Below are 23,159 nucleotides of genomic sequence, written 5' to 3' on the forward strand. Positions count from 1 at the left end.
ATAATTCTTTTTTATAAGCTGATCTTAGAAATAACCGCGTACGCCGAAAGCAAAGTTTCTACCCGGACGTGGTGCAATATCTTTCAAAAATGAGGTGTGAACGCGCGCTTCTTCGTCGGTTAGGTTTTCACCGCTCAGGTAAACCGATAAATCAATATCTCCCAAAGGAATATCGTACGTGATTGAAGCATCAACAAGGGTGTAGCCGTCCGTTTCAGTCTCGAACGTCGAGATATCGTCTTGTTTTGCAAAATATGTGATGTCTAAATCTGCGCGAATGTGATCTAACGTGTAGGCAACGTGTGAGCCCACTCGCATGGGCGAAGTGCGAGGCAGTGCGCCACCATCTTTAAGGCGGGCTTTAACGTAGTCGGCGAAGAAATCTAGTTTTAGGTTGTCAGTGGTCTGCCAGGCAACTTGTAACTCAAAACCATGAAGAATGGCGTCAGCTGAACCAAACAGGTAAACAGGTAATTCATCGCTGTGTTCATCTTCGCTATGCTCTTCTTCACCGTGGCCTTCTTCATCGTGAGCATGGTCATGACCGCTTTCAGCGAATAGGCCAGTTTCGTCTTGGAAATAATAGTTATCTACTTGGTTATAAAACGCGTTAAATACAAAACCAACATCACCTTGTGTTTTTCTGAACGTTAGGTCGATATTGTTGGCAGTCTCCAAATCAATAGGCGTTTGAGAAAGTACAAATGTGTCTTCCTCTGACAAATCAAACAGCGCGCCAACTTCATAAGTACGGGTGCCAATATGAGGGCCAAAGGACAGAAGCTCGGACGCTGAAGGCGCACGCTCTGATCGGGAAAGTGAAACGCCCACGTTATAGCTTTCATTAATGGTATAAACCACACCTGCCGACAGTGATATAGGGGTAAACTCTTGATCTACCGCGAACTGTCGTATGAACTCGCTGCCTTCATGTTCATGTTCGTCGTGAGCCTGCTCATCGTGATCGTGGTCGTCATGTTCGTGTTCGTGTTCATCGCCATGGTCGTGAGCATCCAACTCGGGCAGCAGCACACTCGAAGCGTCCAGTGTTACTCTTTCTGCACGGGCCCCTAACTGAACCAGAAAATCACCAAAGTGACGCTCTTCCATGAGTGCTATAGCAAACATCTCCATTTCTGAAGGTGGTGTAAAGGCTTCTTCGCCTTGAGCAAATACATCGCTCCCTTTGTAATGAAGGCTGATACCACCGCGCCAGCCAGCCATGGGTTTATGCAATAACTCTACGCGAAGTTCTTCGGTTTCATTACTAAAAGTGGTACCTACTAAACCGCCCTCAACTTCAGCATGTTCATAATCGGTATAGCCCGCTCTAAAGTGAACACTTTGCAAAAAATCACTGGTAAAGTTGTACTCACCTAAAAGCTGATACTTCGTTTGCTCAAGATCAGCGAATACCGAAGTATCTCCGCCGTGACTGTGCCCAGGCACGCCGTATTCTCGCTCGAATCGCTCTACCGCTACGCCAACATAGCCTTGGTCGAATAAGTAGCTGGTCCCTAACGTAAATCCATTCGATTCTTCGTTACTGTTTTCAACCACATGGGCGCCATCTGGATCATCAATATCAGGGGCAACAGGTGTTTCATAATCATTTGAATCGCGATAAAAACCGTCAGCATAGAAGGCCATGTTGTCCACGCCAGTAGTCACGTTAAACGTTCCAAGTTTCTGGTCGTTAACGGTTTGCGTTTCTAATACAAATTCACCACGCGTTTCAGTGGACGTGGGCACACGTTGGTCCACTACGTTCACCACACCACCTATCGCACCGCTTCCGAAGAACAGGGTTGCTGGCCCACGCAGCACTTCAATTTGTTTAGCAGTTGAGGCTTCACTTGCTACTGCGTGGTCGGGACCAACACGGGAAACGTCGCTCACATCCAAGCCATTTTGAGTAATCAGTACCCGTGGGCCACTAAGTCCACGAATGATTGGCGTGCTCGCAACGTTGCCATGGAAGTTAGACTGTACGCCGGGTAATTTTTCTAGTGTATCGCCCAGCGTGGCCGCTTGTTGACGACGTAGGGTTTCGCCAGATAACACGCTCACTGGTGTGGCCGATTCCATCACCGATAAATGCATAGGCGTAGCGTGCACGTCAATCACTTCGATAGCACTACGCGCCAAGACAAAGTTAGCGCCACCCGCGTTGTCAGATTGAACTTGCGTACGCTCATGTAAGTGAGCGAAGCCAGAGGCGAATATGTGAAGCGTATAGTCGCCCTCCTTTACGTCAGAGAAAGTAAACTCGCCCAGCTCGTTAGTGCTGGTAACACGCTTTAGCGCCTCAATTTCAACAGTGGCATTGGCGAGCGGCTTTCCGGCTGCATTAGTTACCGTGCCAGAAAGTGTTTGTGCCAGCACTGACGGAGATGCTAATAGCAACGCAGGCGCTGAAAGCGATAAGCCTAACGCCAATCGAGACAGTTTCATTATTCTAACCTCTGAATTTGTGTAATGTGATAATGTATCAACTCTATTTTTATGGTATGTTATATTGTAACGTTTACGCAAGAGGTAAAAATGAAAACCATTTCTATTACGTGGAAGAATTCACAAAAAGCGCTACGCGCCTCTTCAACTTTTCTTAAGGTAGGTACTTTTGTAGGACTAAACTTGGCTGGGATGGGTATCAACGCTGTTCATGCTGCGCCTCATACTCACGGCGAAGGCAAACTACAAATCCTACAAGCGGGAAGTGAGTGGCAGTTTGTGCTGCAGCTGCCTGCTGCTGATGTTCTGGGGTTTGAATACGCGCCATCCACGACTAGCGAGAAAAAACGTTATGAAGAAACGCAAAAGGTTTTTCAGCGCTTTGACGACATTTTTACCCTAAGCAATACGTGTGAATTACTCGATACCACACTTGAAAGCCCATGGGAAATCGCCGACGAGCATGACGAGCATGACGAGCATGACGAGCATGACGAGCATGACGAGCATGACGAGCATGACGAGCATGACGAGCATGAAAGTGAACACGAAGGCCATGCCCATCGCAACACGCATTCTGATTTTCGTGTCGCATATTTGCTTAGTTGCCAAGGCCCCATAAAACGTATTGAGATGACAGGGTTTCCCCATTGGCCAAGCCTGCAGCATATTAATGCAATTTGGGTAACCAACAAAGGACAAGGCGCACTGGAGATAACTCCAAGTCAGCCAACCTTACTGATAAGCAGCTAGTTAGATTTTTTACTCTCTCAGGCGCAAGCTTCACCCATTATAGCTGCGCCATAGCAATTTTCGGACATATTATGAATTCGATATATCAAGGAAGCAGCGCAATGCCAAAAGTGCAGTTCATTTCAGACAGGCTCGCTATGCTCCTTTCATCCCTTTGCGTAATACATTGTTTATTAACGCCTATTTTATTAATTTCCATACCTGCATTGGCAGGTGTGTCAATTCTCAATGATGAAACCTTCCATCAAATATTACTGTTCTTCGTGTTGCCCATTGGGGTTCTTGCACTTTCACTAGGCTACCTACATCACAAAAATAAGTGGGTAGTGTTTGCTGGCGTTTTTGGCCTAACACTTTTAAGTAGTCCGCTGCTCGTTGAGTGGATAGGCTTAGGACACGAAGTGCTTGGTGAATATGGTGAAGTGATAATCACGGTAATCGCGTCGTTTATTATCGTTGGTGCGCACCTTATCAACTATAGGCTTAGGTCGACCGTGCAGGAACCTATTTGCGAAGAGCGCGAGACCACCCCATCACAACCCTATTAGTTTCATCATAACCTCAAAAGCGGGCAATTCTTATCGAGCGACGCTCGCAATATGAGTGATGTAAGCCGTTTTTGAGGTCTCATTCAGAGGTTATTTTGTCTAGTTTCAATCATTCCGACACGGTACTTCCCGATGTCACTACAGAGCATTCCACTGCGCAACTTCCGGTTATTGATAGTGTAGGCATGCAGGGCATTGCTATCCCTCTGCATGTGCTAGGTAAGCGCGGTGAGCGATTAGCCAGCCAAGCAAAAGTCGATGTAACAGTGAGTTTAGATCACCCCAATGCCAAAGGCATTCACATGTCTCGATTGTATAGCTTGCTGCAGCGATATTTGAGCAACCAAGACTTACATAAGTCGGCACTTGTGTCGTTAATGAACGCGCTTATCGAGTCTCAAGATGGGCTGAGCAACAGCGCCCAGCTTAATTTACACTTTGACCTCACCGTGTCGCGTCCGGCGCTCATAAGTAGGATGTCAGGATATCAATCGTACCCTGCTTCACTTTGCGTAAGACGATCACCTGAACGTTATGAGGCACAGCTTAAGTTAAGAGTACCGTACTCTAGTACTTGTCCTTGTTCGGCCTCCCTCTCTCGCAAGGCGTTATCAGAAGTATTTGTGCAGCAATTCGAAGGAAAAGGTTTATCCGTGGAAGAAATGGGCGCTTGGCTCGCTTCTAAACAAGCCAGCATCGCCACGGCGCATGCACAGCGTTCCTTTGCCGATATAACCCTAGATTTAAGCGACAACGAGATCCCCGATTTTGTTGGCATTGTAGACTTGGTAGAAAACGCGTTAGGCACACCGCTTCAAACCGCAGTTAAGCGTGAAGATGAACAGGCGTTTGCCAAGCGTAATGCTGAAAACCTAATGTTTGTAGAAGATTCGGTAAGGCGACTGCATGAAGCGTTAAGTACGTATTACCAAGCTACCTATTTTCGTGTAAAAGTAGAACATCAAGAAAGTCTGCATGCACACGACGCCATTGCTGAATTATCAGGCCCAGTTTATCGATAAATTCAGACATAATTTGGGTGTTGAAACCGGTAGGCGGAAGAAACAATAAAAGGAAAATAACATTGTTATCTCTTAACAAGCTCTCTTACATTAGCAAAGCAGCGTGCATAGGCGCTGCAGTATCAGCCATTGCGGCGTGCTCGTCTACGCCATCAACCCCGCTTGCTGGTGTAAAATCACACACTCTGTCAAATGCCGTGATATATCAAACCAGCAGCAAAGAGTACCCTGTTCTTTCAAGTTTTGTGTATGGCCAAGCTATTTCAGCGCTACCTACGCGTTTTGCTAATGGCGATGTTGTGGTGATGGATGTTGATGAAACCGTGCTAGACAATAGCACCTATCAAAAAGAACGGGAAAGTGCTGGCTTGGGATATTCTTCACAAAGCTGGGCCGAATGGGTAAAACGTGAAGAAGCCACACTGGTGCCTGGTGTAGCCGCTTTCATCGATGAAGTAGTTGCACGAAATGGCAAGGTGGCGCTTATTACGAATCGCAATAAAGCGCTTGATAGTCACACGTGGAATAACCTTTTGGCGCAAGGTTTGCCGCTTACCTCAAGTAATACCTGTGTTGTTGGCCGCACTGCTGAAGACAAAGAAGCGGTAGGCCAAGAAGGTATGGTTAATGACAAAGACTTGCGCAGAATGCAGCTTACCCAGGGCAAGATCGCATGTTCGAATACGTCTAAAGACGCGACGTCTACGTGGGCTGCGCCTCACACTATTATCATGCAAATTGGCGACAACATTGAAGATGTGGGCGGCGTAACCCAAGAATCTGCCAACGTTGAGTTGCTCATGCCACGAGTGGGCACAGAGATTTTTATTCTGCCAAACCCCATGTATGGTTCTTGGTAGACCATTGATAAAGTAAAATCAACGAATGTCGCTTTCTATATGGAAAGCGCCGTTCGTTAAATTAGCGTTGTCATCGTTAATGCCATTTCCCAGCCCTGAATAGGGCTTTATTTCTACCACATCCAGTAAGTAAGCGGATGTGCCCTGAGGGTCTTCATACAACCCGGTAGAAAACTCACCCGAGAACGTATACGCCTGCTGGATGTCTATTCCTCTAATACCGCCTTGCTCGTGGGTATTATTCAACGAAACAAACACAATTTGATTCGGTGGCGGTGGTGGGTAATGAATACACGCGCCGAAATAAGGCACAATGAAGAACGCCGTTATTTCTCGCTGTGCATTGGCCTCTACAGGCACAATAAACCCGCTGAGTTCGACGTACTTGCCGTTAAATGTATCAACCGTATTCACTGAGATAAGCGCTTGCTGGTATTCATCGTCAAATGTGCGTTGAATAGACTGAAATATCTTTTCATGAAGGGGTAAATTCTGCTGAGGATCTTGAGTCGATTGGGTCTTGCCCAACAGCGCCTTTTCGGCATCAGGTAACAGCGCGTCCCACGATAAGGGTTGGAACTGTTGAACTGTAGTTAACCTGTGGCTGTCTTGATAAATCGCCGTGTTATTCTCGAAAAAGCGCTCAATTACGCTATCAAGCTTGCCCCTCAGGCCGAGCCCCACCAGCGCGCCCAATGCAATCAAAGCAATAAGAGAAGCCAGTAAAACGTACGTGGCGCGCTTCATACATTATCCTAGCTTTTAACTTGCTAAAATTTTGACTTTGCGGGTGTAAGTTACCGGCACATTCTTTTTAAGCGCATAGACCTTTAGAACAAGTTCGTGCGTGCCTTCTTCTTGTGCCTGAAAGCTAATGGCTTGTTCGCCCTTTGTAGACGGCAGAGAAAAGCGCTGCGGCGAAAGTAGCGTTACGCCATCACTTGCCATCACATCTACGCTAACTTCTTTGTAGTTCGAAGGAATGGTAAATCGCAGCGGAACGGCTGACGCCTCAAGCTTAGCCACTTCTCGCTTTCTGTCGATATTGAGCGAAATAAGTGGCTCCTTAGCTGCCGCTAAATGCTGTTGCATCATGGGGTGCTGAAAGCCAAATTGCATGTTTCCCATACCTGCGTGTAGTTCACACGCAGTACTATGAAATGCTATAAGACTTGATAAAACGGTAGCTGCAACGACTGTTTTTTTCATATCAGTTACTCCTCGTAAAGCGCGAAGCTGTCTAGCACTAACGAATAGGCAGATGTACCTAGTGCGCTTTCGTGGTTGTCTATTTTTACCGTGCCTTCAAACCAATAAGGGTCGTACAAGTTCTCAACTGCAATGCCTTCTTTGTATTCAACATACAAAATTTGATTTGGCGGCGGTGGTGGCATGTGTAAGCAAGCCCCAAAATAAGGAACGACGAAAAAAGCCGTCGCTTTTTGCTCATCGTTTTGTTCTAAAGGCACAATAAATCCAGGGATGCGAATCGCCTTCCCGTCAAACGCCTCTATTACTCGCGTTGACACTAACGCTTGTTGGTATCGCTGTGCTTGTTCATCTTCTAGCTGCTTTGAAGCAAAGTCATCGACAGAGTCGGCGGCAGAGCCATCGGCAATATCGTTTAAAAACTCAGGCCTGTTTAAAAGCGCGCTCAAATCGTCCTCGGGCATAAGGGCAACCCAGTCAATTTCCTCGTAATCGGCGGCTTGGGTTTGGCTTAATGTGCTAATTAAAATCAATAGTGCAGCAACTAAACCCAATTTAACGCTAGTGTGCATAGCAAAAAATTTCACAAAGGTGACCTAACATATTATTCAACAATCACGTTATAACATATCACAACGTAGTGAATTGTGATAAACGTTTATCCTTTTAAAACGCTGTTTAAAGGCCTTGGTTATTAATTTTTTTCTTGTATTCTCACGCAACCTTGAAACAAGGCTATAGTTATTGGAGAGAAAACCTGAAAGCAGACGGAACGCCTTCACATGCCCAAACTTGGTTTCATCGCCCTAACCTTTTTGATGACCTTCTTTTTCTTAAATAAATTAGCAATTGCTAATACTCAATTAAACTTGGCACCTAACGATGACGTTATCAAGGGCATTAAAGCACTGCATCGTAATCCAGAAATAGAAATGACTAAGTTAAAAACCTTATTAGAAGAAAATGACGCTCACCCAGAGCGACACAAATGGCTTTATTTGTATGCACTGGGCAAGGAAAAACGCGGTGAATATGATGCAGCACTAAACTTAGTGGAAGCCGGTTTACGCAACATCAATACAGAAGGTTTGATGCGGCAACGTCTGAAGATGCTACAAGCCAAGATTTATGCTAATACTGGCGAAGTAATGACTGCGATAAAGCTACTTAATTCAGTAAAGAAGTGGTCTATCAACAATGGCATCATACAATTAAACATTGGCGTTCTTATGACGCTCGGCACAGTCTTTGAAAGCATACAAGAACACCAATTAGCACTGGATAACTACTTGGTGGCCTATGAAATGGCCATACAGTTTAAAACGCAAATTTCAGCACCTCATATTGCCGGGTTAATTGGAACTGTTTATTTAGAACTGTCCAGATATGAAGATGCAAGAAACTATTTACTAGAAGCTTATGACTTTTCGAAAAAGAAAAACAATGCACTGGTCCAAGGGCGCTTCGCCGAAAAAATTGCGCTAGTAGAATACGAATTATTAAATGCCGAGAGCTCAGAAGAATATTTCGACCAAGCCATAGAGATTGCCCAACATATTAAAGACACACCTTTACTAGCCCGCTCACTGCTAGGAAAAGGAAAATTGTTGCTACGCCAAGCAGACAAAAAAAAAGTATTGAGGTTGTCCGCTCTTACTACGAAACGGCCCTTTTACTCGCCAGCAATTTAGATAACAAGACCCTTTTTTTTGACGCACTGCTTGCTCTCTCGAAGTTGGCGCTTTCCAATGGAGATATCGAAGTAGCCTTGTTGCGATTGGAAGAGGCCGAAGCGTTATTGAAAGGAAAAAAGCCGGGACAGCAAAACCTTGAGGCGGCGCACCTTAGATTGTCGATTATGGAAACTAGCAATAACGAGCGATCACAAATTAATGCGCTTAAAAATTTTATCTCGCTTAGTGAGACAGTGTCACAATCACTCGACAAATCAAGGGTTCAAGTCATCAGGACGCTATACGAATTAGACGAAATTCAAGAGGAAAATACTAATTTAAAAAAGGTAACTCGACTACAAGCTGAAAAACTCAATCTCAATAAACAGCGCAACTACCTTTTTGGAGCCTTGGCAGGGCTTCTATTCCTTCTAAGTATATCGCTTTTTCTGCTATACGCTAAACGCATTCGCTACCAGAGGAGATTGGAAAAATTAGCAACAACAGATTCATTAACGCGCTTCTTCAATAGAGGTAAAACCTTAGAGCTGCTAGATGCTCAAATTAATAACCTTGCACAGAATGGCCATGATTTTTGTGTGGCCATGCTAGACATCGATTTCTTTAAAATGATAAACGATAAATACGGACATAAGGTGGGCGACGATGCATTACGTCTATTTTCCAAAGTCGCGCGTGAACACTTCACTGACAATGTATTAATGGGACGCTTAGGCGGAGAGGAGTTTCTATTTATTTTCGATAAAATTTCGTTAAAAGAGGCGCTAGCTTCCCTCGACGTGTTTCGCTGCTCATTAAAAGAAACTTCTCAAGATGAACTATCTAATGAAATTAAACTCACCTTTTCAGCAGGTTTAATGGCTATATCAACCTCGCAAAGCGTCACCTCTGTTTTGGAAAATACAGACATAGCACTCTACCAAGCCAAAGAGTCTGGTAGAGGCAAAACCGTAATATTTAATTGTTTGTAATTTGAGACATGTCACTAGGAAAAATATTCACATCTTTTCTCATTGCACCTTTCAATATATTTTCAGCCTTTTCAAAAAAACAAAATTATCCATAAAATTCAATACCTTAAAAAACCAAAAACGAAACAACACAACCTGGCACAGATCACGCATACATTAGACTAACGGATAAATACAGAACGCAGTTTGTAGCTAGGACAGCTTTAGCGACGGAGAGGCCAAATTGCGTAGATGACAAATACTGAAGGTGACGACATGGGAAGTGCATGGAGTGTGTCACCAAGGAAAAACGGATGTGTCAGTATTGTAACTAATGGATGCCTGTAGAAGATTCGTTAAATTGCTGGTCGATGATGAGGTTAGGTAAAAGACAACCTAATTAAACTCGCAGGATGCAAGGCACTTGTTTCATAAGGATTGCAAACAAGCTCTGAGTACCTACATCGCAAGCACCGACAGTGATGTCTCGTGCAGCAAGGGATTGTTGACCCAATTTGGATTCGTTGAATGTACATGTGTGTTGCTTCAGCGAGACCATAGTGAGGACACTGGTAATGTCGTCGATGTTACTAGTGAGTTGTCATCCGACGACTACCCTCTCCCCTCAAAGGCCCATCCCGGCCTTTACATACCTCTGATTTTGGCCCGCCTTTGGCGGGCATTTTTTTATCTTCATTTGTGATAAAATTGCGTTGTTTCTTTATCGCCTACCAAAAGGGCTACCTGCGTGCTTTCGCCGTCTGCATCTACTATCGTTTTTAGAGTTCTTTTTTGTGCGTTGCTCGCTACGTCTGTTGGCCAAAGCGTTATGCTTACCACGCTCCCTTCTATGGGGCGACAGGCGAACCTTTCTGAATTCCACATTGCCACTATTATGTCTAGCTCTGCACTTATCTTTGCGTTCGGTACGAATGTGTGGAGCAAGGTCGCTAAGCGTGCGGGCTTTAAACGTATTTTAATGGTTGGTCTGTCGGGTTATAGCTTGGGCACGTTTGCCTTCGCTAGTGCATGGATGGCAGGTTTTTCTGGCATTATAAGCGGCACCAATTTGTTTTTGGCATTGTTGATAAGCCGAAGTCTGCAATCAACCATTATGTCTGCAACTCCGCCTTCTGCGGTAGGTTATGCCGTCGCCATCAGTACGCCCCAAAGTAGAGTAAGTGCAATCAGCAAAGTCACCTCTGCAAGCAACGTAGGGCAAATTGTGGGGCCCGCCTACGCTGGGCTTTTAGTCGGTTTTGGCTTATTGGCACCGTTGTACAGCATCGTGTTGCTAACCTTACTGGCGCTTACATTGGTATATTTTAAGCTACCTGTTCTGCCGCCTTTGTCTCAGCAAAAAAACGCTCAGCAGACTAGCGACAATGACCAAGCGCCTAGCAAAGTACCTTATGTATTCGTCGCCGCATGTATTTGTGTATTTTGCGCAATGGCGATGATGCAGCAATCACTGGGTTTCTTTTTTATCGATTTTTACGACTATTCACCCGTAGACGCTGCTCGGCAAGTGGGTTTCGCGATGATGGTCAGTGCTGCCGCGTCTCTCACAGCCCAATTGGGGTGGGTACAAAAAGGCCGAATAAGCAAAGAAGCGATGATCACTATCGCGCTTCCGCTATTGGGCTTAGCCTACTTACTGCTCTTTCTTCAACATTCGTTATTTATGCTTTATGCGGCCATGACATTAATGGGTTTAGGTATGGGAATGGCCTACCCATCTTTGGCAGCTGCGGCAACGACCTACTGTGCCCCCTCTCAACAAGCCACTGTCACTGGATTAATTACAGCAACGACTGCCATGGGCTACGTAATAGGTCCGCCACTGGCAGCTTTCATTTACCAATTGGATATCGCGCTTCCGTTCGCTATAGCGTCAGCGCTAATCGCAGTAACCACGTGCGTCGTCTACATAACATTGCGAAGAATAAGACACGTTGGCTAGGGCCTGTTAACCGTTGCTATACATTTGGCCCAATTCGTCATCAAAGCTAAACAGGCCTTAGCGAATTAATGCCAGCCTGACAGGTGACAGTAATACGCCTATTTCAAAGGTATTTATTTTTTTACCTTTTATTTTTAAAAAAGCGGAACCTTTTTATAATTAGGCTATCTTAACTTATACATGAAGTCGTTGAGTGTGCGTCTTTGTGGTGTGTAAATGTGTTTTCCAAGTTATGTTGTGGTTTTTAAAGGGGCTATTTAGCCCCTTTTCTTTTGCTCTAATCTTTCCTTTTCCAGTGCGTATTCCTCGCTTACTTTTATAGTGCTAACCCAACGTACACCTATCTATTTTATTCGCATTAGTTTCTCTTAAGACCAATCAGTTAATCTAAAAAATAGAACTAAACAATCCTGATCATTTCACCTTTAGAAATAGAAATGAGAATTATTACTAAATAAAATAGTTACTCAAGATTACAGGAGTAAGCTAATGTCTAAACCGCAACCTCGCAGAGCTATTGTCACCCAATCAGTCCGAATTACCCCAAATATGCAGCGTGTACACCTTAGTGGGGAAGACCTTTTTACCTTTCCCTCGGTCACTGCAGGTGCGTACATTAAACTTATGTTCGACCTAGAAGGAAACCCGCTGAAACGCCCCACAGACACAAGCCAAGTGGCAATGCGCACCTATACAGTTGCGCACTTTGACGCAGAGAAGCCTGAAATGGTTCTGGATATGGTTATCCATGCCGATGGTGGTAAAACTGGCCCTGCGTCGGCATGGGCAACAAGTACAAAGCCCGGCGACATCATCACGCTCGCAGGGCCCGGTTCTAGTAAGGGACTAAGCGAGCAATATGATTGGATACTGTTGGCTGGCGACATGACAGCGCTTCCTAGTATTAGAAATCACCTCGCCGAGCTTCCTGTGCAAACCAAAGGCTACGCCGTGATTAAAATTGAAGACGAAAAGGATGCGGTTACACTTAAAAAGCCCGAAGGAGTAACGGTGATATGGGAACATGAGCAATCTTTACCTTCCCGCCTTGACCAGTTAACTTGGCTCGACGGAAACCCCACAGTTTGGGTGGCGTGTGAATTTTCTGATATGCGGGCGATTCGGGCATGGCTCAAGGACGAAAAATCCGTGGCGCACGAGAATATTTACATTAGCAGCTACTGGAAGAAAGGCCGCAGCGAAGATCAACATAAAATAGAAAAAAGGCAGGACAGTGAAGCGTATGCTAAAACATTGGCCTAGTTGATGACAATGCTTCCTGTAGGCTTTGCAAGAACTTGTAAATTCTGCATAAAAAACAACTGTACGGCAGAATTCTCATAAACAACAAATTCAATACTTTCAAGCACCTACACAATGGAACAGCATTTGCTGCTAAGAAAATAACTGGCCAATTATTCCGCCAGTTTTTTTAACCAATTGTTTGGATAAGGAGAGCAAGTTATGAACAGTGATCGTATTGAAGGTAATTGGAAAGAAATGAAAGGTAAGGTGCAGCAAAAGTGGGGCAAACTTACCGATGACGACCTAGATGTAATTGACGGTCGACGTGAAGAACTAGTAGGTAAGATTCAACAAGCTTATGGCAAAAGCCGTGACGAAGCTGAAAAAGAGGTCGATGGTTATTTTAATTAATCGCCGTCTTCATTATATGAATTAAGACACTGGCAGTATAACAATCTGGTATCACTATGTTGTTAATCTTTACTGCTACTAAAAGGGCCGCTGCATAATGCAGCGGCCCTTTTTATTTGTGTCGTAGTCAAGGAAGGTTATGCCCTTTGATTTTTTATCACTCTTCCGTCTTAGGCTGTAAGTTATCGCGAACTTCCCTTGCGTCAAAGCTCGTTGCCGACGTTGGACGCGTACCTTTGCCTATCTCAATGCTCAAGATACTTTCGATCTCACTTTGCTGAGAGCCCCCTACAAATACACCCGTTTCGAATTGGGTAGTAGGGTGGTAGGACGTTCTGCAAGTGAGCACACCGCACTCGGTAACCCGTGCATATCGCTGGCTAAAGCCTGCGGTAGGTGTGGTTTGCACGGTCTCCTTATCTACTAAGGTCTCTCGATCAGTCACTACAAACCAGTCGTAACCTTCTAATAACGTAAGTTCGGCAGCACGGAGCATGGCGTAATCCATCGCCTTGCCTTTATCAGACCCCTTCGCTTTGAAATGCACGCGGTATTGGGTATCACTCAACTTACTTTCCGTGTAGCCATAGCCGCCTTTTTTGGCCTGTCTATAATCGGGTTGACTGGCGCAGCCCGCCATAATTAATACCGCAAGTACTAACATAATTTTAGTTTTCATCATTTATTCCTTCGGACTTGTCAGCTAGCCAAGTTGCTTCAATTGCGTTTTTCTCTTGCTCTCGGTTTAATGGCGCAGACGCCATCATTTTGTCTAACTCTTCTTCCATTACTTTAACGCTAGTGGCGGTTTGATATTGACCTGCATTCTCACCTAGCTCGTCCAATTTGCTAGCGGCAAGCTGCCACGCACCTTGCTTATCTTTACAAGCAATCATTACATTTAGTTCATCTTTCGATGCGACTTCAGCCTGTCTACAGTAGTTAAACTCCGTATTTACGAAAGACAACTGCGGCGTAACAGTCACGCCCGAATCAAAAGTTGTTGCTTCGCCAGTTAGGTTACTGTCGAGTACCGATGATACTCTCGCCCAATGAGAAGGCTGCGTTGTTTCAGCGCCCTGTTGATTAAAGAACACTAAGCCCGCTAATACCGCCACACTCGCAGCTATTGCAAAAGGCCCCTTCCATTTCGCTTGTTTATGTGGCGCACTATTAGTTGAATTCGCTTTGTTTGGAAACGGCTTAACGTTTTCCGCAGGGCTTTGATTTACAGAGCCTTGCTTTGCAGCGCTTACGCTGGCTAAGCTTGTATCGGATACCTTTACGTCGCTTGCCTGGCTTAACGGTTTTTCATCACTCAAAAGTGCCACGATTTCTTTAGGCAGCGCCACTGCTGTCGCTTTTTCTGCAGCCACCTTCACAACTCTATCCACTTCTGCAAGTGCGGCGAGTCGGTCAGAAACGGTAACATCGTGCGCTATCGCTTCACGAACCAGATCCATCTCAGCGGTATCTAACTCTCCATCTAAAAATGCTGAGAGTTTTTCGTCAGTTAAGATCACGATAGCACCTCGTTTTGACCATTTAGTAAGTTTGATATTTTTGCTCTCGCTCTGGCAAGACGGCTCATAATGGTGCCCGTCGGTACCTGCAACACTTCAGAAGCATCCGCGTAACTCATCCCTTGTACAGCAACCAAAGAAAGGGTTTCTCTTTGCTCACAGGGTAACTCATCCATAGCGCTTGAGACTTGTTTAAGCGTAATTGTCTGCGTTATAGCGTCATCTATGTCATTGCAGCTATTCGCCGATTGCGCTTCATAGGAAATGGCATCAGTCGCATTGGTTCTAACTTTCTTCGCTCTGTATTCGTCTATCCAACAGTTGCGGCACACTCTAAATGCCCAAGCCATTAATGTAACTTGCTCAGGAAGCGGTTTACTCAATAGCCGTTCAAGCGTGTTCTGAAGTAAATCATCAGCATCATGCATGTTACCCGTCAACGAATATGCAAATTTTCGCAATGACGGGACGAGTTCAGTCAACTCATCTTTCATTTTCATGTACCTTTGTGAGGGTTCCCGTTATCTCTACCCTGTTAACGAGCCACTTTTGTTTTTATTCCACGTACGACGACCTATTTTTTTGCTGCACTGTATTGCAGCGGTCTATGAGCCATCTAGACAAGGCGAATGTTTAACAGTCTAAAGGGTCGCATTGGAATTTTTCTTCTGTCTAATCGTCACTACACTGTAAGGTAGTGGTAAATGCCTGTTCGCCTTTAGCGCACATTTAGAACAACGTTTGTGCACAATGGACCACAGGCCTTTAATAGAGGCTATGGCACAATTTATGCCATTCCTTCTTTAGGCACCGTTCTGCCCCAACGTTAACGTAAAGGTAGTAAAATGAAGTACACACTCATTGTGGCGATTTTGAGTTTGATTGCGGCACCAACATCACAAGCCCAACTAGCAGGAACATTGAATCAAGTGGTGTCTCCTGTGCGTCCGATAATTGATAGAACCTCCTCCGACCTAAAGGCCATTCGCGAGGAAGCAAGACGAAAAGCGCAATCATCTATCGAAGGCGCCAGAGACTTATCAACAGTGGCGTCGGGCGTACTAGGCGACATTCCTGCCCCCCAATTTATCGCTCCTGCAGCAACCACTATTTTATCGACTTCAGGCCAGGTAGTTGTTAATGAAGTAACGGTTGAAAATGGCTTTCTGGCTGTCGAAAAGGAGTGGCTATTCCTAGGAGAAGAAGCCGACAAAGTACACTTTCAAGGTGCCAATATTGAAATACAAAAAGCTCAGTTTTTGCCCGCGCTCTCTCAGTGGCTCTTTAAAGTTAAAGTCACAGGAGATGAGGATGACGTGTCGTCTATTCGCAACAGTTTGCCCCATAATTTGCAGTCTCAAATTGGTCGAAATCATATTTATTTATCACAGACCAAGCCCACTTCGAACGGGTCTTTTCAAGAGATAAGCAGTGAAAAGCTGGAAACCTGTCCAACCCCACTGCGCATTGGAATGGTTGATACTCATGTAGCGTCCAATCACCCACTGCTCTCACACGTTAATCTAACGCAAGCGTCTTTTATTGTTGGTCATAATCAAGATCGAAATCAGGAGCAAGATGGCAATGCGGGCAGCGAAACTGACGTTGCCTTTTCGCCAGACCACGGTACCGCAGTAGCCAGCCTATTGGCGGCGTCGTTGCCAAAGTCTAGCCAGGTGTTTAACGCCAGTGTGTTTTATTCGCGTAATAGTGTTAGCCAAGGCGCTACGTTGATGTCGTTAATTGAAGGTTTAAACTATCTTGCATCACAGCAGGTAGACGCCATAAACATGAGTCTTGCAGGTCCCGACAACCCTATTTTAGCGCGGGTCATAAATCAATTGGATAAGAGCGGTATTCAAATCATTGCTGCAGTGGGCAACGAGGGACCAGCCTCTTTACCCTTGTACCCCGCGGCTTATACAGAAACATTAGGCATTACGGCCGTTGATAAATCTAATGTAATTTACCGGTGGGCAAACCAAGGGGATTACGTTGATTTTGCTGCGTTTGGCGTGTCGGTAGATGCCGCACATCCTAATGGAAAAACGATCAGGCAAACGGGAACCTCTATGGCTTCACCGCGCGCCACCGCTTTGTATGCATGCTTTTTGCGCGAAAAACAAGAAAGGAACGCTGCCTTGTTGAAACTTCAGCAGCTAGCTTTAGATGCAGGGCCTCCCGGACGAGACAGCGTATTCGGTTTTGGTGTGCTGCCTTAAATTAAGCGTGCTGTTCATTATAGAGTTTATATTAACGCCCACTAAAAATGAACGTTAATGCCTAACTCAGCAATGGTTTCTTGGTAATTTGCGCCATCGACACTAGAAGCAAAGTCTCCATATTGCGTAGACAGTTTAATATCAACATTGTTGTGAATGGCGTAATCGGCACTCATCTCAACGACGTGTCTATCGTCTTCCCTGCCTATACCTCCATCTTGTTCTGAGGCGTAATCTCTTACATCTAATTGATAGGCAACCGTAAGCTTCAAGGGTTTACTAAACACCGCTAGAAGATAGGTGTACGCTAGATCCATCCCAATACCGGTGTAATCGAACACATTATTTTGGGCATCTTCATTTTGATACTTAAGTGCGATTTGGAAGAAGTCTTCCCCTTCGAAGAAGTAAAATAGGTCACTGCGCACAGCAGCTGCTTCACTATCTCGAATTGGCGCACCTTCAGGCGTGTTCTCGAATTGTTTATCGATAAGGTCGCTACTAACACGCAAGTAAGTGCGCTGCCCCAACAATTTTCCGACAGATAATCCAGATTGTTGATAGGTGAGGAAGTCACGCCCGTCTAGCTCAGCGCTAGCGTGATAGTAGTGCGCTCCTAGTTTGGCGAAGTCAAACGCATAGCTGGTGCTAGCGGACAGTGTGGTAAGGCCAAGATCGAACTCGCTTAGCGTTTGATAGTTGGTATTCGCCTGACTTACCGACAGTACATTTTCCCATTTCGCTGTGGGCTTCACCAGCACCTTTAGCTGAGCTTTTGACTGTACCGCGTCGTCGGCCACATCTGAATTCGTATCGAGCTCGCTAACGCTCACATTGCTATCAGAGCGGTACCCTAAATAGCCAGTCCCTGAGAATGAAATCGTTTGGTGTTTTGCGTTTGTATGATTCGCATCTTCATCATTGTGCGAGTGACTGTCAGAGCCCGCATTAGCAGCGCTACTACCGAGTAAAACAGCTGCCACGGACAGCGATAGGCATTTGCGACCGCCACGAATAAAGTTGTTTGTTGTTGATGAGTGTTGAAGTATTTGCGTATTCATTGTTGTTACCTACCACAGAGAAAGTGAAAGTTAGCGATTGCTGTTTTTAAGGAGAGACGTGAGATTTGACTTGAGGTGCTCGCTTTAGGGAATGCACGATAGCGAGGCAGTGTATTCGCACCTGCAGCCTAGACCTTAAATAGCGGCTTGCCTTTCTATTTAGACAAGCCGCACTCAGACTTTAAGGTGGCTATTTAACGTGCTAGCTCAAGATTGCTCTACGCCCACCTAGTGGTTTAGGCCTTTATATTAAAGGCCAAGCGCACCTGAAATACTTGAAGCTACGTTGTCGTTTACAGTGCTTGTTACGGCGCTTTCAACCGAACTCGCCACGGTATTATTTACCGTGCCTGCTACGGTGGTATCCACCGTACTTGCTACCGTGCCTTCTACCGTGCTTTCTACCGTATTTCCTACCGTGTCAGTAATTGTTCCTTCGACAGCGGTGCCAACCGTTCCGGTTACAGAACTGGTCACTGAGCTTGCTACGGTGCTGGCTGCTGTATTGGCTACGCCGCCGTTTACCGCACTTTCGATGGTGCCTGCAGCCGTGCTGTCAGCCGTGTTCGATAAGGTACTACCTGCTGCTGTTTCTGCAGTATTGTTTAGTGCACCACTTACACTGCCAGCTAGCGAACCTCCTGCGGTATTTTCCGCGCCATTGTTTGTTAGTGAACCGATTTGGTTCAATGCCAAGCTTGGCGCTGTCTGCGCTGTACTTTCTGCTTCGCTTTCTGCTCCATCGACTTGTTCTGCATTACCAGACGCTGATGACAATACAGATAATGGCCCAGACACACTACTTGTCAGTGCGCCTGCCACTGGCGAAGTTATCGAGTTCGCCATATCTGATGTTGCAGAAACTTGACTCACTCCCTGATCGGCAGATAGATCGTTGCTTGTTTGGTTTGCGGATAATTGTTCACCGGTATCGGCTGAGGTCTCGGTGGACATTTGGCTCTGCGTAGATGCTTCGCCTTCGGCAGAAGTCTGTGTATTAACCTGATTTGCAGACTGTGTAGTTGCACCGCTTGTTAGTGAAAGCGATGCAGAATTCGACGCATTAGCTGATGTGTTAGCAGAGAACGTGGTTTCTTGAGCCAACACAGACGTTGACGCGATACCTAAAGCCAGTGCAATTGCAGTATTTAACTTTTTCATCCGTTTATCTCCGTTTTTCATAAAGGACACTGAGATAACGATTGAAGAAAAGTTTTTATTCCGCACTGAGTTTGATTTTTTTAAAAGAATTAAAAAAGCCCTGTAAAAACAGGGCTTTTCGAACTATTTTTCTGAAGCAGTCATGCTCTTTTCCCACCAGGGAAGTGAAAAATCTATATTATCTGGGTCGTAAGTTTTGGCATATTTCATTTTAACTGAACTCCAAAACGCAGCTTTAAAGGCAGGGTCATAAATAACGAACTCACCCTTTTCGCGATACTGTTCAAACAGTTTTTGATAAGCTCCTACCGGTGTTAACGGGTTATCCTGTTGAAAAACCACATCTCCGCCATACGCTTCGTAAAGGGCTTTCGATACTTTCCAGCTTTTTGCCATGCCTTCCGCCATTGCCAAACGGTAACGCTCTAGCTCTTCATCTTGATAGGCGCCATCGTTGTTCAAATCAACGGTCCATAATTTTATTACAGAATACGCAGATTGAATTTCGCTTTCATTTGGCTCAATCGCATTCTTATCGGCAAAATCTGAAAGAACAGACTCGGTAATTTTATTACCAAGTGCACGCTGAGCTAAAATAGCTCGTACTTCTTTCTCAGACTTGTCAGTTAAAATAGACTGAAAACGGTCGACATCAGCCTGTGAGGGCTGTAGTTCAGTATTTGAAATAGATTTGTTGAACAAACGAGCAATAATCTCGTTTGCGGCTTGCGGTGTATTAATCCCAAGCGAAACCACTATGGCTGCAAATAGCACCATAGGAATAACGTTCGAACGCGTCACTTTGTATGCTTCCCTAAGTTCCAATAATTAGCATAAGCACAAGACACATTCATTTATTATTGTAAGAATTTTCCGTTGTCTTGCGAAATGACATCTATAAGGCTTTATACTTTAGATTAGTTTTGTTTAAAATTCCACTTTCTTGCGCATAGATTTTTTAGCACCTTGTTGTTTTTTTACATCTACACGACGTGCTTTTGCCGCACGGCTCACCTTTGTTTTTATGCGCGGTTTTTGTTCAATTGTCGCAGCCTTTATCCACGCAACAAGTCGCGCTAGCGCATCTTCTCTGTTTTGTTCTTGCGTTCGATAATTTTGCGCTTTAAGCACAAAAATACCGTCGTTGGTAACGCGACTATCTTTAAGCTGAAGTAGCTTTTCTTTCAGCTTTTCAGGCAGCGATGATCCATTTATGTCGAAGCGTAAATGTATGGCGCTACTTACTTTATTCACATTCTGCCCACCGCTACCTTGTGCTCGAATAGCTTGCAATTCAGCTTCGCTTTCATCTATCGCGATAGAAGGGGTTATTATTAATTCCATCTCAAATCCTAATACGTCATGGCGTAACCACGTTAACGTTGCAGCACTAGCGGCCCTACATCTATACGTCACTATCACTACTGCTTACTTGACCATTTTTGCGTTAACCGATAGGTTGTTTTTTATCCTTATTTTGGACATAAAACATGATCATCGCATTGCTCATCATTATTTGTATCTTTGTAGCGCTTATTTGGTTTACCGCCAAAATGGACAGCAATATCGAAGCTTCATTCACACCATCAGGAAAACTTACGCCTGTTGATGGTGGAATTATTCACTGGCAAAAGCAAGGAAACGGTCCGGCGCTTGTGCTGATTCATGGTTTACTTGGCAATAGTAACAATTTTAGCGAATTAGCAAAAACCCTCGCTTCCCGCTACACGGTCTATACCGTTGATCGTCCAGGCAGCGGATTTTCGAGCCGCTACAAAAGCACATCCGCCAGCTTCGAACAGCAAAGTAAAATGATACTCGAGTGGATGCAAAAAGAGGGAATAGGTAGTGCGAGCATCGCTGGGCATTCAATGGGAGGAGGAATTGCACTGAGGATGGCAATCGATGCACCTGACAAAATAAAATCGGTTTCACTTCTGTGCCCGTTAACTACACCACTAAAAGGTGGTGCCGGGCCTCTTTCGGTGCTTTACATACCCAATGAATGGGTACGCAGCAGTGTTGCAAAAACCATTGCCAGTCCACTGCGTGCAAAGTTAGGTAGAAAGCAAGTCGCACAAATTTTTCACCCCGAACCTGTCCCCCCGTCCTTTTCAACTGAAGGCGGTGGTTTATTAGCGCTTCACTCTCGAAGCTTTTATGAAGGTAGCAGAGATACAGTATCTGCGCAGGGCAGTCTGCACCGTCAGCAAACTCATTATGAAGAGATTCAATGCCCTGTTGGGGTATTGTATGGTGAAAAAGATACTATCTTGAGGCCCGATGAGCACATCACCGCGGTAACAAAGGCAATAGGAAGTGCGGTACACAAAATTATTTCGGGCGCTGGCCACATGATCCCCGTTACTCAGGTGCAAGCGTGCGCAGACTTTATAATATCGATTGACGAAAGCGCTTAAGTAAGTGGCTTAGTGAAGCCTTGCGCCTGCCTTTTCAACGTGCTCTTTATGAGAAAACTCAACAACGGCGAGTGTGCGCTCTCTACCACAAGTCGACTGCTTCAGTTTGCGAAGCTGATCGGCGACTCTCTCAATGCCGTCATACGCTTTGCACATTTCAAAAGGGGTCGCGCCCAGCGTTATATTGTAACTGCTAAACCACGCCTTCATTTGCTCACTGTCCCCATCTGACAATGAAATGAGTAAATGATACATACGAATAAAAGCGAGCTGCTTTCTGTACTCTGATGTGCCACTCTCAAACCCAAGTAGCGTAGTCTGCGCCAAAGAAGATGGAGAAATACCCAATATTTCAGAAGCTTGCTTGATATTTAAACCGAGTTCCTGGTATGCCCAAGTGAAGGCTTTCGTAACAACGCTGGTAGGAAATAGTGATCTATTCATAATATCGCCTCGTTTCATCGAACAATGTTATACAGATGTTATGAAACGTTGCGAAATGCGTACCAAGTTTTATCTACAGCTTCATTGCTACTTTCTAACGATGCAAATCGATGCCATCTTTATCGACGGAAAATCCTTTTGAAGACAACCAATCAATAGCATCTTCTATGGAATCCACAAAAATATAATCAATATTGGTATCGCGATACACGCGTTTAAGTTGTGCCTGCGTGGTTGCTCGAACGCTTGACTCTCCCATCACTAATGCCACATGAGTGAGCCCCATGGGATTTACCGAAGCCACACGTTCGTGAAGCAGCGCTTCAGCATCAGGAATGAGTAGTGATTCGCCAACAACACTAACAATATCGCACCAAGCTTTCCCATGTAAGCACTCGGAAAGCGTGCGATACTCACTGGCAAAGCTATTTACACACTCTCTGTTCCACGGCCCATAAGCTTGCGTTAGCACCGCATCACCACAGCGTGTAATAATAAATTCGCCATGAGCATACTGCATATAACCACCTAACTACTTCGATAAAATATTAAGCTAGCAAATACCGTTAAGGCGATATATGCCTTTGACTACGTGTTGTTTTGAAACAACGCATAGTCAAAGTATGGTTCAGTATTGAGAAAATTGAAAATTAAGCGGCAAGAATGTTGATAAGCTCAGCAAACGTAGGGCGGCCCTGTATATCAAGCGGCAAACGCAGCTCTCTAGCAATGTCACTCACGCTGATTACGCCACGAATTTCATGGCTGTCTCTGTCCATGACAAGGCAATGGTGCTGCCCGTAGTCTTTGAGTGTTTCTATCACGTCCCCCACTGATGAACGTATTAGCTCACTGAAATCGAACGACATGAGCGAGGTTTTAGGACGCATGAAATCATGAACAGTGAGCTCTTCTCGCTTAATCTTAAGCTCGCTCACACGCTGAATAATTTGCTGTTCACCGACATCGTGACTGGTCACAATACCAATGAAACGGTTCTCACTGTTTACCACCAGCATCATACGAACATGAGACTGACGCATAATCGACTCTATTTTTGTCGCTGGAGTTCGAGCATCAATAACGTGTGGTAAGTGCTGCTTAAAGTCAGTGAAGACCGCCATAGCAGATGATTTTACAGTAATGGTGTTTTCAACAACCGGCCATGCCAATGTATCGATAGCTTCGGTTTTATATAGATTTAAGGCGTGCATACCTT

25 protein-coding genes are annotated in these 23,159 nt (G+C 45.0%); 11 read left to right on the forward strand and 14 right to left on the reverse strand.

Annotation, left to right across the window (positions count from 1 at the left end; all coding sequences use genetic code 11):
• Positions 1-24 precede the first annotated feature (24 nt).
• Positions 25-2,454, reverse strand: a complete 2,430-nt coding sequence (locus F0261_RS03435) for a TonB-dependent receptor (RefSeq protein WP_253819170.1) — start codon at positions 2,452-2,454, stop codon at positions 25-27.
• Between the two features lie 90 nt (positions 2,455-2,544).
• On the opposite strand from F0261_RS03435, the gene F0261_RS03440 reads away from it, so the two are divergent.
• The 4 genes from F0261_RS03440 to F0261_RS03455 all read left to right on the forward strand — a co-directional run bounded on the left by F0261_RS03440 (position 2,545) and on the right by F0261_RS03455 (position 5,637).
• Entirely contained in the window at positions 2,545-3,207 is a 663-nt protein-coding gene (locus tag F0261_RS03440; protein WP_253819171.1) for a DUF2796 domain-containing protein, read from the forward strand.
• Positions 3,208-3,278: 71 nt separating this feature from the next.
• On the forward strand, positions 3,279-3,755 hold the full coding sequence (locus F0261_RS03445; RefSeq protein ID WP_253819172.1) for a MerC domain-containing protein: 477 nt from the start codon (positions 3,279-3,281) through the stop codon (positions 3,753-3,755).
• A gap of 95 nt (positions 3,756-3,850) precedes the next feature.
• Positions 3,851-4,777, forward strand: a complete 927-nt coding sequence (gene folE2 / locus F0261_RS03450; protein WP_041449890.1) for a GTP cyclohydrolase FolE2 — start codon at positions 3,851-3,853, stop codon at positions 4,775-4,777.
• Positions 4,778-4,839: 62 nt separating this feature from the next.
• Positions 4,840-5,637 carry a 5'-nucleotidase, lipoprotein e(P4) family gene (locus tag F0261_RS03455; protein WP_171337223.1) on the forward strand — a complete coding sequence of 266 codons (798 nt, stop codon included), beginning with the start codon at positions 4,840-4,842 and terminating at the stop codon, positions 5,635-5,637.
• A gap of 18 nt (positions 5,638-5,655) precedes the next feature.
• Here F0261_RS03455 and F0261_RS03460 read toward each other — a convergent pair whose 3' ends face one another.
• The 3 genes from F0261_RS03460 to F0261_RS03470 are packed head-to-tail and all read right to left on the reverse strand — an operon-like array spanning position 5,656 to position 7,433.
• Positions 5,656-6,384 (reverse strand): DUF3299 domain-containing protein, encoded by a 729-nt coding sequence (locus F0261_RS03460; protein WP_171337224.1) that lies wholly within the window; start codon positions 6,382-6,384, stop codon positions 5,656-5,658.
• A gap of 15 nt (positions 6,385-6,399) precedes the next feature.
• Positions 6,400-6,846: a hypothetical protein gene (locus F0261_RS03465; RefSeq protein ID WP_014951169.1), complete on the reverse strand. Its 447-nt coding sequence runs from the start codon at positions 6,844-6,846 to the stop codon at positions 6,400-6,402.
• A 5-nt stretch (positions 6,847-6,851) separates the two neighbouring features.
• Entirely contained in the window at positions 6,852-7,433 is a 582-nt protein-coding gene (locus tag F0261_RS03470; protein WP_014980613.1) for a DUF3299 domain-containing protein, read from the reverse strand.
• Between the two features lie 195 nt (positions 7,434-7,628).
• Between F0261_RS03470 and F0261_RS03475 the strand changes: the two genes are divergently transcribed.
• The 5 genes from F0261_RS03475 (at position 7,629) to F0261_RS03495 (ending at position 13,109) form a co-directional block, all read left to right on the forward strand.
• Positions 7,629-8,537, forward strand: coding sequence for a hypothetical protein (locus F0261_RS03475; RefSeq protein WP_171337225.1), 909 nt, complete (start codon positions 7,629-7,631; stop codon positions 8,535-8,537).
• 80 nt (positions 8,538-8,617) lie between these two features.
• Positions 8,618-9,511, forward strand: coding sequence for a GGDEF domain-containing protein (locus F0261_RS03480; protein WP_171337226.1), 894 nt, complete (start codon positions 8,618-8,620; stop codon positions 9,509-9,511).
• Positions 9,512-10,238: 727 nt separating this feature from the next.
• A complete protein-coding gene (locus tag F0261_RS03485; protein WP_171337227.1) occupies positions 10,239-11,453 on the forward strand; it encodes an MFS transporter in 1,215 nt (404 codons plus the stop codon).
• 489 nt (positions 11,454-11,942) lie between these two features.
• Positions 11,943-12,716: a siderophore-interacting protein gene (locus F0261_RS03490; protein ID WP_014980615.1), complete on the forward strand. Its 774-nt coding sequence runs from the start codon at positions 11,943-11,945 to the stop codon at positions 12,714-12,716.
• A gap of 201 nt (positions 12,717-12,917) precedes the next feature.
• A complete protein-coding gene (locus F0261_RS03495) occupies positions 12,918-13,109 on the forward strand; it encodes a CsbD family protein (protein WP_014951177.1) in 192 nt (63 codons plus the stop codon).
• A gap of 157 nt (positions 13,110-13,266) precedes the next feature.
• Here F0261_RS03495 and F0261_RS03500 read toward each other — a convergent pair whose 3' ends face one another.
• Genes F0261_RS03500 through F0261_RS03510 form a run of 3 tightly spaced genes read right to left on the reverse strand, consistent with a single transcriptional unit; the run spans position 13,267 to position 15,126 of the window.
• Entirely contained in the window at positions 13,267-13,788 is a 522-nt protein-coding gene (locus tag F0261_RS03500) for a hypothetical protein (protein WP_014980616.1), read from the reverse strand.
• Positions 13,778-14,632 (reverse strand): DVU3141 family protein, encoded by an 855-nt coding sequence (locus tag F0261_RS03505; RefSeq protein WP_171337228.1) that lies wholly within the window; start codon positions 14,630-14,632, stop codon positions 13,778-13,780. The genes F0261_RS03500 and F0261_RS03505 overlap by 11 nt, the downstream gene beginning before the upstream one ends.
• Positions 14,629-15,126: an RNA polymerase sigma factor gene (locus F0261_RS03510; protein WP_171337229.1), complete on the reverse strand. Its 498-nt coding sequence runs from the start codon at positions 15,124-15,126 to the stop codon at positions 14,629-14,631. Before F0261_RS03510 ends, F0261_RS03505 begins: the two co-directional genes overlap by 4 nt.
• A gap of 351 nt (positions 15,127-15,477) precedes the next feature.
• Here F0261_RS03510 and F0261_RS03515 point away from each other — a divergent pair, with 351 nt between their 5' ends.
• Positions 15,478-16,854, forward strand: a complete 1,377-nt coding sequence (locus tag F0261_RS03515) for a S8 family serine peptidase (protein WP_171337230.1) — start codon at positions 15,478-15,480, stop codon at positions 16,852-16,854.
• Between the two features lie 41 nt (positions 16,855-16,895).
• Here F0261_RS03515 and F0261_RS03520 read toward each other — a convergent pair whose 3' ends face one another.
• The 4 genes from F0261_RS03520 to arfB all read right to left on the reverse strand — a co-directional run bounded on the left by F0261_RS03520 (position 16,896) and on the right by arfB (position 20,420).
• Entirely contained in the window at positions 16,896-17,915 is a 1,020-nt protein-coding gene (locus tag F0261_RS03520; protein ID WP_171337231.1) for an outer membrane beta-barrel protein, read from the reverse strand.
• Positions 17,916-18,164: 249 nt separating this feature from the next.
• Entirely contained in the window at positions 18,165-19,076 is a 912-nt protein-coding gene (locus F0261_RS03525) for a hypothetical protein (RefSeq protein ID WP_171337232.1), read from the reverse strand.
• A 123-nt stretch (positions 19,077-19,199) separates the two neighbouring features.
• On the reverse strand, positions 19,200-19,877 hold the full coding sequence (locus F0261_RS03530) for a hypothetical protein (RefSeq protein WP_014980622.1): 678 nt from the start codon (positions 19,875-19,877) through the stop codon (positions 19,200-19,202).
• Positions 19,878-20,003: 126 nt separating this feature from the next.
• Positions 20,004-20,420, reverse strand: coding sequence for an alternative ribosome rescue aminoacyl-tRNA hydrolase ArfB (gene arfB / locus F0261_RS03535; protein ID WP_014980623.1), 417 nt, complete (start codon positions 20,418-20,420; stop codon positions 20,004-20,006).
• Positions 20,421-20,566: 146 nt separating this feature from the next.
• Between arfB and F0261_RS03540 the strand changes: the two genes are divergently transcribed.
• Positions 20,567-21,496 (forward strand): alpha/beta fold hydrolase, encoded by a 930-nt coding sequence (locus F0261_RS03540; RefSeq protein ID WP_014980624.1) that lies wholly within the window; start codon positions 20,567-20,569, stop codon positions 21,494-21,496.
• A 9-nt stretch (positions 21,497-21,505) separates the two neighbouring features.
• On the opposite strand, the gene F0261_RS03545 is transcribed toward F0261_RS03540, so the two are convergent.
• The 3 genes from F0261_RS03545 to F0261_RS03555 all read right to left on the reverse strand — a co-directional run bounded on the left by F0261_RS03545 (position 21,506) and on the right by F0261_RS03555 (position 23,154).
• Positions 21,506-21,940, reverse strand: coding sequence for a hypothetical protein (locus F0261_RS03545; RefSeq protein ID WP_014980625.1), 435 nt, complete (start codon positions 21,938-21,940; stop codon positions 21,506-21,508).
• A gap of 94 nt (positions 21,941-22,034) precedes the next feature.
• Entirely contained in the window at positions 22,035-22,460 is a 426-nt protein-coding gene (locus tag F0261_RS03550) for a hypothetical protein (RefSeq protein ID WP_171337233.1), read from the reverse strand.
• A 130-nt stretch (positions 22,461-22,590) separates the two neighbouring features.
• On the reverse strand, positions 22,591-23,154 hold the full coding sequence (locus F0261_RS03555) for a CBS domain-containing protein (RefSeq protein ID WP_014951189.1): 564 nt from the start codon (positions 23,152-23,154) through the stop codon (positions 22,591-22,593).
• Between the last annotated feature and the right edge of the window lie 5 nt (positions 23,155-23,159).

Origin of the sequence: Alteromonas sp. 07-89-2, assembly GCF_013113925.1 — a bacterium.
GTDB lineage: Bacteria > Pseudomonadota > Gammaproteobacteria > Enterobacterales > Alteromonadaceae > Alteromonas > Alteromonas macleodii.

Coding starts and splice junctions, on each gene's coding strand:
- F0261_RS03435 (WP_253819170.1), bottom strand. CDS start 2,454: ATGAAACTGTCTCGATTGGCGTTAGGCTTATCGCTTTCAGCGCCTGCG.
- F0261_RS03440 (WP_253819171.1), top strand. CDS start 2,545: ATGAAAACCATTTCTATTACGTGGAAGAATTCACAAAAAGCGCTACGC.
- F0261_RS03445 (WP_253819172.1), top strand. CDS start 3,279: ATGAATTCGATATATCAAGGAAGCAGCGCAATGCCAAAAGTGCAGTTC.
- F0261_RS03460 (WP_171337224.1), bottom strand. CDS start 6,384: ATGAAGCGCGCCACGTACGTTTTACTGGCTTCTCTTATTGCTTTGATT.
- F0261_RS03465 (WP_014951169.1), bottom strand. CDS start 6,846: ATGAAAAAAACAGTCGTTGCAGCTACCGTTTTATCAAGTCTTATAGCA.
- F0261_RS03475 (WP_171337225.1), top strand. CDS start 7,629: ATGCCCAAACTTGGTTTCATCGCCCTAACCTTTTTGATGACCTTCTTT.
- F0261_RS03490 (WP_014980615.1), top strand. CDS start 11,943: ATGTCTAAACCGCAACCTCGCAGAGCTATTGTCACCCAATCAGTCCGA.
- F0261_RS03495 (WP_014951177.1), top strand. CDS start 12,918: ATGAACAGTGATCGTATTGAAGGTAATTGGAAAGAAATGAAAGGTAAG.
- F0261_RS03500 (WP_014980616.1), bottom strand. CDS start 13,788: ATGAAAACTAAAATTATGTTAGTACTTGCGGTATTAATTATGGCGGGC.
- F0261_RS03510 (WP_171337229.1), bottom strand. CDS start 15,126: ATGAAAGATGAGTTGACTGAACTCGTCCCGTCATTGCGAAAATTTGCA.
- F0261_RS03515 (WP_171337230.1), top strand. CDS start 15,478: ATGAAGTACACACTCATTGTGGCGATTTTGAGTTTGATTGCGGCACCA.
- F0261_RS03520 (WP_171337231.1), bottom strand. CDS start 17,915: ATGAATACGCAAATACTTCAACACTCATCAACAACAAACAACTTTATT.
- F0261_RS03525 (WP_171337232.1), bottom strand. CDS start 19,076: ATGAAAAAGTTAAATACTGCAATTGCACTGGCTTTAGGTATCGCGTCA.
- arfB (WP_014980623.1), bottom strand. CDS start 20,420: ATGGAATTAATAATAACCCCTTCTATCGCGATAGATGAAAGCGAAGCT.
- F0261_RS03540 (WP_014980624.1), top strand. CDS start 20,567: ATGATCATCGCATTGCTCATCATTATTTGTATCTTTGTAGCGCTTATT.
- F0261_RS03545 (WP_014980625.1), bottom strand. CDS start 21,940: ATGAATAGATCACTATTTCCTACCAGCGTTGTTACGAAAGCCTTCACT.
- F0261_RS03550 (WP_171337233.1), bottom strand. CDS start 22,460: ATGCAGTATGCTCATGGCGAATTTATTATTACACGCTGTGGTGATGCG.
- F0261_RS03555 (WP_014951189.1), bottom strand. CDS start 23,154: ATGCACGCCTTAAATCTATATAAAACCGAAGCTATCGATACATTGGCA.